Annotated in this window: 2 protein-coding genes; both read left to right on the top strand. The window is 62.8% G+C overall.

What is annotated here, in order from left to right; genetic code table 11:
• Nucleotides 1-17 precede the first annotated feature (17 nt).
• Complete coding sequence (locus tag OZ428_RS23945) at nucleotides 18-12,908, top strand: non-ribosomal peptide synthetase (RefSeq protein ID WP_269131539.1); 12,891 nt, start codon at nucleotides 18-20, stop codon at nucleotides 12,906-12,908.
• Between the two features lie 129 nt (nucleotides 12,909-13,037).
• The gene (locus tag OZ428_RS23940; RefSeq protein WP_269131538.1) at nucleotides 13,038-15,749 is read left to right on the top strand and encodes a hypothetical protein; all 2,712 of its coding nucleotides are present in this window, start codon (nucleotides 13,038-13,040) and stop codon (nucleotides 15,747-15,749) included.
• Nucleotides 15,750-15,798 lie beyond the last annotated feature (49 nt).

The raw sequence follows: 15,798 nt of genomic DNA, 5'->3' as shown, positions 1-15,798 counted from the left end.
TTTCAGGCAGGAACCCCATGATGGACGCCTTCGAACTTCCCCGCACCCTGGTCCAGTCCCTTCAACGTCGCGCCGCGCAGACCCCGGACCAGGTCGCCCTGCGCTTCCTCGCCGAGTCCGCCGAGCACAGCGTCGTGCTCAGTTACCGCGACCTGGACCAGCGCGCCCGCACCATCGCCGCCGCCTTGCAAGCCAATGCGGACCTGGGCGACCGTGCCGTGCTGTTGTTTCCCAGCGGCCCGGATTACGTCGCGGCGTTCTTTGGTTGCCTCTACGCGGGGGTGATCGCGGTGCCGGCCTATCCGCCGGAGTCCACCCGCCGTCATCATCAGGAGCGCCTGCTGTCGATCATCAGCGATGCCGAGCCGCGCCTGCTGCTGACCATCGCCAGCCTCGCCGATGGCTTGTCGCAGATCGAAAACGCGCCGCCGGTATTGAGCGTCGATAGCTTGGAAAGTGTCGGCCATTGGGTCGCCCCCGACCTGCACCCGGACGACATCGCCTTCCTGCAATACACCTCCGGTTCCACTGCGCTGCCTAAAGGCGTGCAGGTCAGCCACGGCAACCTGGTCGCCAACGAAGTGCTGATCCGTCGCGGGTTCGGCATCGACCTCAACCCGGATGACGTGATCGTCAGCTGGCTGCCGCTGTACCACGACATGGGCCTGATCGGCGGCTTGCTGCAACCGATCTTCAGTGGCGTGCCCTGCGTGTTGATGTCGCCGGCCTACTTCCTGGGTCGGCCGTTGCGCTGGCTGGAAGCGATCAGCGAATACGGCGGCACCATCAGCGGTGGCCCGGATTTCGCTTATCGCCTGTGCAGCGAAAGGGTCAGCGAGACGGCCCTGGAACGCCTGGATCTGAGCCAATGGCGCGTGGCCTATTCCGGTTCCGAACCGATCCGCCTCGACACCCTGGAGCGCTTCGCCGAGAAGTTCGCCGCCTGCGGTTTCACCCCGAACAACTTCTTTGCCTCCTACGGCCTGGCCGAGGCGACCCTGTTTGTCGCCGGTGGCACCCGTGGTCATGGCATCCCGGCGCTGCGCGTCGACGAGCAAGCCTTGGCCGCCAACCGCGCCGAACCGGGGCAGGGCAGCGCGATCATGAGCTGTGGCACCAGCCAGCCGGAACACGCGGTGCTGATCGCGGACCCGCACACGCTTACAGAAGTGCCCGACAACCACGTCGGCGAACTCTGGGCCACCGGCCCGAGCATCGCCCACGGCTACTGGCGCAACCCCGAAGCCACCGCCAAGACCTTCGTGCAGCACGCCGGCCGTACCTGGCTGCGCACCGGCGACCTGGGCTTCATCCGTGACGGCGAGGTGTATATCACCGGGCGCCTCAAGGACCTGCTGATCGTGCGTGGCCACAACCTGTATCCCCAGGACATCGAGCAGACCATCGAACGCGAAGTGGAAGTGGTGCGAAAAGGCCGGGTTGCGGCCTTTGCGGTGAATGAACAGGGCCTGGAAGGCATCGGCATTGCCGCCGAAATCAGCCGCAGCGTACAGAAAATCCTGCCGCCCGAAGCGCTGATCAAGGCGATCCGCCAAGCCGTCGCCGAGGCGTATCAAGAGGCGCCAAGCGTGGTGGTGCTGCTCAACCCCGGCGCTTTGCCAAAGACCTCCAGCGGCAAGGTGCAGCGCGCAGCCTGTGCGCTGCGCCACAAGGACGGCAGCCTGGACAGCTATGCGCAGTTCCCCGACCTGCAAACGCAGGCGAGCGAAGGTGCGCTGGAATCCGAGTTGCACAGCCAGATCGCGGCGATCTGGTGTGAACAACTGCACGTCGCCAGCGTTGCCGCCGATGATCATTTCTTTTTACTCGGCGGCAACTCCATCACCGCCACCCAAGTGGTCGCACGCCTACGCGAAACTCTCGGCCTGGAGCTGAACCTGCGCATGCTGTTCGAAGCGCCGACCCTGGAAGGCTTTGCCGCCAACGTTGCACAGTTGCAGCAGGACGGTGGTGTCGCCCAAGGCACGATTCACCGCTTGTCGCGCCAAGAGGAGTTGCCTCAATCCCTGGCACAGAACCGCCTGTGGATCACCTGGCAACTGGACCCGCACAGCAGCGCCTACACCATCCCCGGCGCCCTGCGCCTGCGCGGCGAGCTGGATGAAGACGCCGTGCGTGCCAGCTTCCAGCAACTGATCCAGCGGCACGAAGCCCTGCGTACGCGCTTCTATGAGCGCGACGGCCAGGCTTTCCAGCGTGTCGACGCCAGGGCGGATTTCGACCTGCAAGTCATCGACCTCAGCGACCTGCCCGTTGCCGAGCGCGAAGCCCGTGCGCAACAGATCCGCGAAGACGAAGCACGCACCCAGTTCGACCTGGAAAAAGGCCCGCTGCTGTGGGTGACCCTGGTGCGCCTGGACGATGAAGATCACCAACTGCTGGTGACGCTGCACCACATCATCGCCGACGGCTGGTCGCTGAACATTTTGATCGATGAATTCTCGCGCCTGTACGCCGCCGCCGCCCAGGGCCAAACCCTGGAGCTGCCGCCATTGGCCCTGCAATACGCCGACTACGGCAGTTGGCAGCGCCAATGGCTGGCCGAAGGTGAAGGCCAGCGTCAACTGGCGTACTGGAAAGCGCAACTGGGTGAAGAGCATCCCACCTTCAGCCTGGCGACCGACCACCTGCGCTCGGCACACCACCGCCGCAGTGCCTCACGCCACACCGTGCGCCTTGGCGCGAGCCTCAGCGAAGCGATTCGCCAGACCGCCCAGGCCAACGAATCCACGCCGTTCATGCTGTTGCTGGCAGCGTTCCAGAGCCTGCTGCATCGCTACAGCGGCCAGCGCGACATTCGCATCGGCGTGCCCAACGCCAACCGCCCACGCCAGGAAACCCAAGGCCTGGTCGGCTTCTTCATCAACACGCTGGTGTTACGTGCCGAGCTGGACGCACGCCTGCCGTTCAACGAGCTGTTGGCCGCCACACGTCAGGCGGCGCTGGGTGCCCAGGCCCATCAAGACCTGCCGTTTGAACAACTGCTGGAAGCCTTCCCGCAGGCCCGGGAACAGGGCCTGTTCCAAGTCATGTTCAACCACCAGCAGCGCGACCTCAGCGCCTTGCGCCGCCTGCCCGGCATGCTCGCCGACGAGTTGCCGTGGCACAGCCGCGAAGCCAAGTTTGACCTGCAACTGCACACCGAAGAAGACCGCAACGGGCGTCTGAGCCTGTCGTTCGACTACGCCGATGAACTGTTCGAAAACGCGACCATACAGCGCCTGGCCGAGCACTACATCAACCTGTTGCAAGCTGTCTGCGAACAGCCTGAGCAAGCCATCGGCGACCTGCGGCTGATGCAGCACGACGAACAGGCGCTGTACAGCGAAGCCCCCTGCGCACCGGCCCAACAGTGGTTGCCGGAACTGCTCAACCAGCAGACCTCGGACGCCACCGCGCTGGTCTGGGATGGCGGCAACCTGAGCTTCGCCCAGCTGCACACCCAGGCCAACCGCTTGGCTCATTACCTGCGTGACAAGGGCGTCGGCCCGGACGTGTGCGTGGCCATCGCCGCCGAGCGTTCGCCGCAACTGTTGATCGGCTTGCTGGCGATCATCAAGGCCGGTGGCGCCTACGTGCCGCTGGACCCGGATTACCCAGCCGAACGCCTGGCCTACATGCTCAAGGACAGTGGCGTTCACCTGTTGCTGACCCAGACCGCGCTGCTGGAACAGGTGCCGAGTAGCGACGGCGTATGCGTCATCGCGATGGACAGCCTGCATCTGGACAGCTGGCCAACACAGCCGCCCGGCCTGCACCTGCACGGCGATAACCTTGCCTACGTAATCTACACCTCCGGCTCCACCGGCCAGCCCAAAGGCGTGGGCAATACGCATGCCGCGCTGGCCGAGCGCTTGCAATGGATGCAGGCTACCTATCAACTCGACAGCACCGATGTGCTGATGCAAAAGGCGCCGATCAGTTTTGACGTGTCGGTGTGGGAATGCTTCTGGCCGCTGATTACCGGATGCCGTCTGGTGCTGGCTGGCCCCGGTGAGCATCGCGACCCACATCGCATCGCGCAGTTGGTGCAGGAACACGGCGTGACCACGCTGCACTTCGTGCCGCCGTTGTTGCAGTTGTTTATCGACGAGCCGTTGGTGGCCGAATGCACCAGCCTGCGTCGTCTGTTCTCGGGTGGTGAAGCCTTGCCCGCCGAGTTGCGTAATCGTGTGTTGGCACAGTTGCCGGCGGTGCAGTTGCACAACCGCTATGGCCCGACCGAAACCGCGATCAACGTGACCCACTGGCACTGCCGCGCCGAAGACGGCGAGCGCTCGCCGATTGGTCGGCCGCTGGGCAATGTAATCTGCCGTGTGCTGGATGAACAGCTCAACCCTGTACCGTTGGGCGTGCCGGGTGAACTGTGCATCGGCGGCATCGGCCTGGCCCGCGGTTACCTCGGGCGTGCCGGGCTGACGGCGGAGCGTTTTGTTGCCGATCCCTCTGGTGAAGCCGGCGCACGCTTGTACCGCACCGGTGACCGCGCGCGTTGGAATGCCGACGGCGTGATCGAGTACCTCGGTCGCCTCGATCAGCAGGTCAAGCTGCGCGGCTTCCGAGTGGAACCGGAAGAAATCGAAGCGCGCATGCTCGCCCTGGAAGGCATCGCCCAAGCGGTGGTGCAGGTGCGTGACGGGCAGTTGATCGGCTACTTCACCGCCCAGGGCAGCCTGGACGAACAGCAGGTCAAAACCGCGTTGGCCGCCGAATTGCCGGAGTACATGGTGCCCGCGCTGTTGATGCGCCTGGACGCCATGCCCCTGAGCCCCAGCGGCAAGCTGGACCGCCGCGCGTTACCGGAGCCGGTGTGGCAAGTGCGTGAACATGTCGAACCCGAAACCCCGCTGCAACAGCAGATCGCCGCCATCTGGCGCGAAGTCCTCGGCCTGCCAAACATTGGTCTGCGCGATGACTTTTTCGCCCTTGGCGGCCACTCGTTGCTGGCCACGCAGATCATCTCCCGCACCCGCCAGGCCTGTGACGTCGAGCTACCGTTGCGCACCTTGTTTGAAGCCAGTGAGTTGGGAGCGTTTGTCGAGCAGGTCGGCCTGATCCAGGCTTCAGGCCAGCGCAACCAACAGACGGCCATCGCCAAGGTCGACCGCAGCCAACCGGTGCCGTTGTCCTATTCCCAGCAGCGCATGTGGTTCCTGTGGCAAATGGAACCGGACAGTCCGGCCTACAACGTCGGCGGTATGGCGCGTTTGCGCGGCGTGCTGGATGTGGGGCGTTTCGAAGCAGCGTTGCAAGCGCTGATCATGCGTCATGAAACCTTGCGCACGACGTTCCCGAGCGTCGACGGTGTGGCCTATCAGAAGGTCTCGCCGCAGACCGGCTTGCGCATGGACTGGCAGGATTTCTCCGCGCTGGGCGAAGCCGAACGCCAATCGCGCCTGCAACAACTGGCCGATCATGAAGCCCACACGCCGTTCAACCTGGAAACCGGGCCGCTGCTGCGTGCGTGCCTGGTCAAGGCCGGCGAGCAGGAACACTACCTGGTATTGACCCTGCACCACATCGTCACCGAAGGCTGGGCCATGGACATCTTTGCCCGTGAACTCAGCGCCTTGTACGAAGCCTTTATCGACGAGCGCGACTCGCCGCTGGCACCGCTGCCGGTGCAATACCTCGACTACAGCGTGTGGCAGCGCCAGTGGCTGGAATCCGGCGAGCGTCAGCGCCAGCTGGATTACTGGACCGCACAATTGGGCAATGAACACCCGCTGCTGGAACTGCCCGGCGACCGTCCACGCCCACCGGTGCAAAGCCACCAGGGCGAGCTGTACCGTTTCGATTTAAGCGACGACCTCGCCGCCCGTGTGCGTGCTTTCAATGCCGAGCGCGGCCTGACCCTGTTCATGACCATGACCGCCACCCTGGCCGTGTTGCTCTACCGCTACAGCGGCCAGACCGACCTGCGTATCGGCGCTCCGGTGGCCAACCGCATTCGCCCGGAAAGCGAAGGCCTGATCGGTGCATTCCTCAACACCCAGGTGCTGCGTTGCCAGCTCAATGGGCAGATGAACGTTGCTGAACTTTTCGAGCAGGTACGTCACACCGTGATCGAGGGCCAGTCTCATCAGGACTTGCCCTTCGACCACCTGGTGGAAGCCCTGCAACCGCCGCGCAGCGCGGCGTACAACCCGCTGTTCCAGGTGATGTGCAACGTGCAGCGCTGGGAGTTCCAGCAGAGCCGCCAACTGGCCGGCATGACCGTTGAATACCTGGCCAACGATGCCCGCGCGACCAAGTTCGACCTCAACCTGGAAGTCACCGACCTCGACCATCGCCTGGGTTGCTGCCTGACCTACAGCACCGACCTGTTTGACGAGCCGCGCATTGCGCGCATGGCCGAGCATTGGCGCAACCTGCTGGAAGGGTTGATCGCCAACCCGCAACAGCGTCTCAGCGAATTGCCGTTGCTGAGCGCCGAAGAACAGCGCGCGTTGCAAGACAGCCTGGGCATTGAAAAAGGTGAACACCGTCTCGATCAGTGCATCCAGCAACTGTTCAGCCAACAGGCCGCAGTGCGTGGCGATAAGCCGGCGCTGACCTTCGCCGGCGTCACCCTCAGCTACCGCGAACTTGACGAGCGCGCCAACCGCCTGGCCTGGATGCTGCGCGAACGTGGCGTCGGCCCGCAGGTGCGTGTCGGCCTGGCGTTGCCGCGCTCCCTGGAAATGGTCATCGGCCTGCTGGCGATTCTCAAGGCCGGCGGCGCCTATGTGCCACTGGACCCGGAATACCCGCTGGACCGCCTGCACTACATGATCGAAGACAGCGGCATCGGCCTGCTGCTCAGCGATGCGGCGATGTTCGAAGCCCTCGGCGAGTTGCCGGCCACCGTCGCGTGCTGGTGCCTGGAAGATGACTCGCCAGTGCTGGCCAATTACCCGGCCGATGCGCTGCCATTTATCAGCCTGCCGCAACACCAGGCGTACTTGATCTACACCTCCGGCTCCACCGGCAAGCCGAAAGGCGTGGTGGTGTCCCACGGTGAAATCGCCATGCATTGCGCGGCGGTGATCGAGCGGTTTGGCATGCGCGCGGAGGACTGCGAGCTGCACTTCTATTCGATCAACTTTGACGCCGCCACCGAGCGTCTGCTGGTGCCACTGCTCAGTGGTGCGCAGGTGGTGTTGCGGGCTCAGGGCCAGTGGGACGCCGAGGAAATCTGCGGGCTGATCCGCACCCATGGCATCAACATCCTGGGTTTCACCCCGAGCTATGGCAGCCAGTTGGCGCAGTGGTTGGCGACTCAACAACAAACCTTGCCGGTGCGCATGTGCATCACCGGCGGCGAAGCTCTCACCGGCGAACACTTGCAGCGCATCCGCGCCGCGTTCCAGCCGCAGGTATTTTTCAACGCGTATGGCCCGACTGAAACCGTGGTGATGCCGCTGGCCAGCCTCGCGCCTGAGCAGTTGGAGGAGGGCGCCGCCAGCGTGCCGATCGGCAGCATCATCGGTGACCGCGTGGCGTACATTCTCGACGCCGACCTGGCCCTGGTGCCACAAGGCGCGACCGGCGAGTTGTACGTCGGCGGCGCAGGCCTGGCGCAGGGGTATCACCAGCGTCCGGGCATGACCGCCGAGCGTTTTGTCGCCGACCCGTTTGCGCGCAACGGTGGGCGCCTGTACCGCACCGGTGACCTGGTGCGCCAACGCGCCGATGGCCTGGTGGAGTACCTGGGGCGGATCGACCATCAGGTGAAAATCCGTGGTTTCCGTATCGAACTGGGCGAGATCGAAACCCGCCTGCTGGAACACTCGGCCGTGCGCGAAGCGGTGGTGCTGGCCCTGGATTCGCCGAGCGGCAAACAGCTGGTGGCGTATCTGGTCAGCGATGCCGAGCACGGCGCGTTGCGTGACGCGTTGAAGGCCCATCTCAAGGCGCAACTGCCGGACTACATGGTGCCCGCGCACCTGATCGTGCTGGACAGCATGCCGCTGACCGCCAACGGCAAACTCGACCGCCGCGCCTTACCGCAACCGGACCCCGAGGCGAACCGCCAGCAGTACGTGGCACCCCGTAATGAACTGGAAAGCACCCTGGCCGCCATCTGGTGCGCCGTGCTGAACGTGCAGCAAGTCGGCCTGGACGATAACTTCTTTGAGCTGGGTGGCGACTCGATCCTGTCGATCCAGGTGGTCAGCCGTGCGCGACAGGCCGGGATTCACTTCAGCCCCCGTGACCTGTTCCAGCACCAAACCGTGCAGACCCTAGCCGCCGTGGCCACGCGCTCCGAGCAGGTCACGGCAGAGCAGGGCGTGCTGACCGGCAGTTCGGGCCTTACGCCGATCCAACATTGGTTCTTCGATACCGAGATCCCAAACCGTCAGCACTGGAACCAGGCGCTGGTCCTCAAGCCGCTGCAACTGCTCGACCCCCATCGCCTGGAGCAAGCGCTGCTGGCGGTGCTGGAGCACCACGACGCCCTGCGCCTGAGCTTCTGCCAGCGCGACGCGCAATGGCACGCCGAGCATTTGGCAGTGCCGCAAGGCGGCGTGCTGATGCAGGCGCAAGTGCGCGACATGGCGCACTGCACCGCGCTGTTCACCGACACCCAACGCAGCCTCGACCTGCAACACGGCCCGCTGCTGCGTGCCTTGCTGGTGGACGGCCCCGAGGGACAGCAACGCTTGCTGATCGCGACCCATCACCTGGTGGTGGATGGCGTGTCCTGGCGCGTGTTGTTGGAGGACCTGCAAAACGTCTATCGCCAACTCAGCGAAGGCCAGTCCGTCAGCCTGCCGGCCAAGACCAGCGCCCTGCGTGATTGGGCCGCGCGTTTGCAGGCCTATGCCGGCAGCGAATCCCTGCGTGAAGAGTTGAGCGTCTGGCAGGACCAATTGGCTGGGCCGGAAACCGTATTGCCAGTGGCCCGTCCACAAGGCTCGCTGCGCAACCGCGATGCCGACACCGTCAGCGTGCGCCTGGATGCCGAACACACCCGCCAGTTGCTGCAACAGGCGCCAAGTGCCTACCGCACCCAGGTCAACGACCTGCTGCTGACCGCCTTGGCCCGCGTGGTGTGCCGCTGGAGCGGCCACGCGTCGACGCTGATCCAACTGGAAGGCCACGGCCGCGAAACCTTGTTTGATGACATCGACCTGACCCGCAGCGTCGGTTGGTTCACCAGTGCTTACCCGCTGCGCCTGACCCCACAAGCCGGCCAGGGTGATTCGATCAAGGCGATCAAGGAGCAACTGCGCGCCGTGCCGCATAAAGGCCTGGGCTATGGCGTGCTGCGCTACCTGGCCGATGACCTGTGCAAGCAGACCATGGCCGCGCTGCCGAGCGCGCAGATCACCTTCAACTACCTCGGCCAGTTCGACCAGAGCTTCGGTGCCGATGCTTTGTTCCACCCGCTGGACGAGCCCGCCGGCCTGGCCCATGACCCGGACGCGCCGCTGCCCAACGAGTTGAGCGTCGACAGTCAGGTGTACGGCGGCGAACTGGTGCTGCGCTGGACCTTCAGCCGCGAGCGTCACGATCAACAGAACATCCATGAACTGGCGGATGCCTACCTCGCTGAACTGCAAAGCCTGGTCGCGCATTGCCTGCAAGACGATGCCGGTGGCCTCACGCCGTCCGACTTCCCGCTGGCGCACCTGACCCAGTCGCAACTCGACAGCCTGCCGATTGCCGCCAGCGCCATCGAAGACGTTTACCCGCTGACCCCGATGCAGGAAGGCCTGCTGCTGCACACCCTGCTGGAGCCCGGCACCGGCCTGTATTACATGCAGGACCGCTACCGCATCAACAGCGCATTGGACCCGGAGCGTTTCGCCCAGGCCTGGCAGGCGGTGATCGCCCGTCACGAAGCCCTGCGCGCCTCGTTCTGCTGGAACGTCGGCGAAGACATGCTGCAAGTGATCCACAAGCCGGGCAGCACGCCGATTGAATACCTGGACTGGAGCAACGCGCCGGAAAGCGAACAGGAACCGCGCCTGCAAGCGCTGCTCAAGCAAGAGCGCGAAGCCGGTTTCGATCTGCTCAACCAGGCACCGTTCCACCTGCGCCTGATCCGCGTCGGCGCCGAGCGCTACTGGTTCATGATGAGCAACCACCACATCCTTATCGATGCCTGGTGCCGTTCGTTGCTGATGAATGACTTCTTCGAGCTCTACATGGCCCTCGGTGAAGGCCGCGAGGCGCAACTGGCCACACCGCCGCGTTATCGCGACTACATCGCCTGGCTACAACGCCAGAACCTCAACGAAGCGCGCCAGTGGTGGCAGCAGAACCTGCAAGGTTTCGAACGCACCACGCCGATCCCGAGCGACCGGCCGTTCCTGCGTGAACACGCGGGCCACAGCGGCGGCATGGTGGTGGGCGACTGCTACACCCGCCTCGATGCCCTCGACGGTGCGCAATTGCGCGAACTGGCCCAGGCGCATCAACTGACCGTCAACACCTTCGCCCAGGCGGCCTGGGCGCTGGTGCTGCGCCGCCTGAGCGGTGATCGCGACGTGTTGTTCGGCGTCACCGTGGCCGGTCGCCCGGTGGAAATGCCGGAGATGCAGCGCACCGTCGGCCTGTTCATCAACAGCATCGCGCTGCGGGTGAAACTGCCCGAGGACGACCAGCGTTGCAGCGTGCGCCAATGGCTGAGCGGCTTGCTCGACAGCAATATGCAACTGCGCGAGTACGAATACCTGCCGCTGGTGACGATCCAGGAACACAGCGAACTGCCCAAGGGCCAGCCGCTGTTCGACAGCCTGTTCGTGTTCGAAAACGCCCCGGTGGAAGTCTCGGTGCTGGACCGCGCACAAAGCCTGAATGCCACCTCGGATTCCGGCCGCACCCACACCAACTTCCCGCTGACGGCCGTGTGCTATCCGGGCGATGACCTGGGCCTGCACCTGTCCTACGACCAGCGCTACTTCGACGAAACCACCGTGCAAGGCATGCTCGGCGAGTTCAAGCGCCTGCTGCTGGCGTTGGTCCAAGGCTTCCACGGCGACATGGCCGACTTGCCGCTGATTGGCGAGCAGGAGCGCGGGTTCCTGGTGGAGGGCTGCAACCAGAGTGAGCATGCTTACCCGCTGGAGCGCAGCTACATCGAACTGTTCGAAGAGCAGGTCGCCGCGCATCCGCAACGCATTGCCGCCAGCTGCCTTGACCAGCAATGGACTTACGAGGAACTGAACCGCCGCAGCAACGGCCTCGGCCATGCGCTGATGGCTGCGGGTGTCGGTCTGGATCAGCCGGTGGCGTTGCTGGCCGAGCGTAGCCTTGACCTGCTGGGCATGATCATCGGCAGCTTCAAGGCCGGCGCTGGCTACCTGCCGCTGGACCCAGGCCTGCCGAGCCAGCGCCTGCGCAGCATCATCGACCTGAGTCGCACGCCGTTACTGGTGTGTACCGAGGCATCCCGCGAGCAGGCCATCGAGTTGCTGGAGGGTTTCGACTGCCAGTTGCTGGTGTGGGAAGAGATACCGGCACGTGGCGAAAACCCTGGCATCTACAGTGGCCCGGACAACCTCGCCTACGTGATCTACACCTCGGGCTCCACCGGCCTGCCCAAGGGTGTGATGGTGGAACAGCGCGGCATGCTCAATAACCAGTTGAGCAAGGTGCCGTACCTGGCCTTGAGCGACGCGGATGTGATTGCGCAGACCGCTTCGCAGAGCTTCGATATTTCCGTGTGGCAGTTCCTCGTTGCGCCGTTGTTTGGCGCACGGGTGGATATCGTGCCGAACGCCATCGCCCATGATCCCCAGGGCTTGTTGGAACATGTGCAGGCCCAAGGCATCACCGTGCTGGAAAGCGTGCCCTCGCTGATCCAAGGCATGTTGGCCCAGGACCGCATCGGCCTGGACGGCTTGCGCTGGATGCTGCCGACCGGTGAAGCGATGCCACCGGAGTTGGCGCATCAGTGGTTGTTGCGTTACCCCGAGATCGGGCTGGTGAACGCTTATGGTCCGGCGGAATGTTCGGACGATGTGGCGTTCTATCGCGTCGACCTGGCGTCGACCCGTGGCACCTATCTGCCGATTGGTACGCCCACCGACAACAACCGTCTGTACTTGCTGGACGGCGCACTGGAACTGGTGCCGCAAGGCGCGGTGGGTGAGTTGTGCGTCGCAGGCACCGGTGTCGGTCGCGGCTATGTCAGCGACCCGCTGCGCACCGCGCCGGTGTTTGTGCCCAACCCCTTCGGCGCACCGGGCGAACGCCTCTACCGCACCGGCGACCTCGCACGCCGTCGCAGCGACGGCGTGCTGGAGTACGTCGGGCGTGTCGACCATCAAGTGAAGATTCGCGGCTACCGCATCGAACTGGGAGAAATCGAAGCGCGTCTGCACGAACAACCGGAAGTGCGCGACGCGGCGGTGGGCGTGCAGGAAGGCGTCAACGGCAAGCACCTGGTCGGCTACCTGGTGGCGGCGGATGCAGCCCTGAACCCAAGCGAACGCCTCGACCGCATCAAGCAACGCCTGCGTGCCGAACTGCCCGAATACATGGTGCCGCTGCACTGGCTGTGGCTCGACCGCCTGCCGCTCAACGCCAACGGCAAACTCGACCGCAAGGCGCTGCCGGCGCTGGAGATCGGCCAGTTGCACAGCCAGGACTACCTGGCGCCGCGCAACGAACTGGAAAGCACCTTGACCGCGATCTGGGCCGAAGTGCTGAAGGTCGAGCGGGTGGGGGTGCAAGACAACTTCTTTGAACTGGGCGGGCATTCGTTGCTGGCCACACAGATTGCCTCGCGGGTGCAGAAGACCTTGCAGCGGGATGTGCCGCTAAGAGCGATGTTTGAATGCAGCACGGTGGCGGAGTTGGCTGAGTATATCGATGGGTTGGCGGCCAATGAGATCAGTGCCGAGAAGGTGGATCGGTTGAGTGATTTGATGGCGGAGTTGGAGGGACTTTAAGCGCGCCACTTGTCAGAACTGTCAGATCTGACAGTAGGCAAGATTTTTGATCCGGGCGTTAGATAACCGAAGTTTTTGGCTGGCATGGCCAGCCTCGACGGTTATCTAACGTTGGACAGGAGTCTTATCGTGGCTAAAAAACCGATCCCTAAAAAAACCTCCCCAGCTCAGGTTATGAGCGCTGCACCCGCCGCATCAATCAAGGCGATCACAGCTGAATTACCCTATGCGATCATCCAGTACGCTACGAACAATAGTCTGCTCTACCCTCTGGATGCCGCTCAAGGTACGACTGCGACACTGACGCTTCCCGCAGGAAGCATCCAGGTCATTGTCCATTTCGCTATTAAGGGCCAGAGCTGTGCAACATTTGCGCCGATCCATGTGGCGAGCGGCAATGTAGCCGATATTCCCTGGCAATGGATCAGTACCTGTATCGGGCATACGGTGCTGATCTGGTACGAAGCTGTTGTCGGTGGTAAGCGCGAAGAGTCACTGGTACTTGAACTTGAGATTCAGGACGTCCGCGAAGGTGATCTGCGTGAATCAATGCCTGAGTTCGCGCATGCCGAGTTGGAGTGGGGCACGCGGTGGTTGAACATGTTCAAGTTCATGGGGAACGAAACTATCCAGGTCAAGGCCTGGCCGATGATTCGGCCGGGCTCGCGGTTGTTTATTGTTGTTGCGGGTAATGAGCAAAACGTGCCGCCGTTATTCAAATGGGTGGCCTTTGATCATGTCGTGACTGAAGAGGAAGCGCGTGAGGGGTATGTGTTCGAGTTTGAGTTGTTGCGGGGCTGGCTAGCACGCTTGGATGATTACTCGTCATGTACCTGCCACTTGGGTGTTATCTGGGACGGTTGTGAGCCTGATGCACCGGTGTCTGATGTGAACCCGCTGCCTAGAAATGCTCAGGATTTCCATCAGCGCTCTACGGTGCTGTTGCGCGTCGATCCGACGCCTGACTTGCTAGCGCCCGGTATACGCGAAGCGGTCGACTGTGGCGTTGCCGGTTGGTTGATCAACCCAACCAACACCGTGAGCGGGGCCCATCTTGTGATTGCCTACGATGGCATGGCCCCCGGGGATGTTGTTTGCCCACATTTATCCGGCACCCCCGGCGCCGGTTCACCACCGTTTCCTTGTCACACCGTACAGCCCGGTGAAACCAGCCTTGTGTTCCCCGTGCCACCTTCGGCGATCAGTGCCAACTTCGGCAAGCCGGTGACGGCAAGCTATACCGTTTCGTTTAACGGTCTCGGCCCATGGCCATCGCCTTTCTTTACGGCCACTGTGCTCGAACCCACTGAGTTTCCGAAACCCTACATTGAACAGGTCACCGCTGGGGTCCTGGACCTTAAGACCTTCAACGATGACGCAACGGTCGTAGTGCCCATCTGGGACTACGCCGCCGTCGGACAGTGTGTCTGGGTCTGGATCTCCGGCACGTCGGCGGACGGTAGCCCTTACCTGTTTTATATCCTCATGGATGAGCCGCTTACCACAGGCTGGCTGGCCAATGGCGTCGATGCACCGATTTCCAGAGCTGAGCTGCAAGAGCTGGAAGATTGCAGTGACTTCGAGCTGCATGCAGCGGTGAGCTTCGATGGTAAATGCGATCTGGCGACGGCGATCGCCTTTCCGGCTCAGACTTTCAAAATCGAGCAAGAGCCGCTAGTGCTGCTTGAAGCCAAAGTAACGGAAGCGGTGGGCCCAAACTTGACCGCCTACAACGGGCGCAACGGCGTGCATGTTGAAGTGAAGTACGCCGGTAGCAATCCCAACCACTGCATCTCTGTCTGCTGGAAGAGGCCGGACGGTTCTTGCTGGCCGTTGACCCCGAAACCTGGCAGCACGACAGGCGCGGTTTTCTGGTTGTTGCCGCCGGAAGCCGTGATCGAGAGCATGGGTAAAGTAGTGGAGATCATTTACACCGTCACCACCGCCTGCAAGGTGCAGACCTCACCGCCTTTGAACTTGAACATCAGTTTGCCTGTGCGCCTGGAAACGCCGAACGTGCGGCAGGGCACGCCTCCCAGAACGCAAAATGCCATTCTGGATACGCGCACGTTCACCGGGAATGCCGAATCCTTCATAGATTGGATGTGGTTCCTGCGAGCAGGGCAGAAGTGCTGGCTCCGGGCGACCGCAATCGATAAGACAGGCGCTCCCTACAGTTTTGTTGTTTATGCGGCGCGAACGATTACAGAGGGTGAAGAAGCGGCAGCAGTAGAGGTGGCAGCAGCTGTGTTGCGGTCCGAGTTGGACAAGGCGAAGGATCAGTCTTCAATGACCCTCACATACAGTGTGGTCACGGACGGCAGTGGGCTTGAGAGCAATGCAATAGTGTGCCCGTCGCGGGTGTTGATCATTCGAGTTCCCTTCTATGATCACACCAGCTTCGATCCAGCCGACGGTGGCTGGAATGGCTGGCAGAGGGGGGCGGGTGCTACTGATCCCAGGGATCTGGTACTCGTGAGTGGTCCCTTACCTTGGGGCTTGGGTTATTGGTTGCGTGACTGGGGATATACCAATACATCCAACCCGGCCACGCAGAGCGAGAAGATGTTCAAGATTTTCATCGGTTTGGACGCAGGGCGTACATACACATACGAAGCCTGGATACGCGATGATGCCGGCATACCCTTCCCGCCTCGTATGGTGTTAACAGCAGATGGAAAAGATGTCACCGCAGTGCGAGAACCTGGTACAGCTTGGGAACTGCTGAAGGGAACGTTTGTCGCCACTTCAAACACGGTCAGACTCGGCATTGACAATCGCCGGATGGGAATAAACGGCGCCAATGACTTTGCAGTCACTCGGATCATGGTGTTCGAGTAACTCAGATTCCATGGGGTGTTGCGAAGATAGGGCCTTCACTGTGTGAAGG

The organism is Pseudomonas sp. GXZC (genome assembly GCF_026967615.1).
Lineage (GTDB): Bacteria > Pseudomonadota > Gammaproteobacteria > Pseudomonadales > Pseudomonadaceae > Aquipseudomonas > Aquipseudomonas azotoformans_A.
Note: the sequence above shows the minus strand (reverse complement) of the source record. Positions and strands in the feature narration are given on the sequence as shown.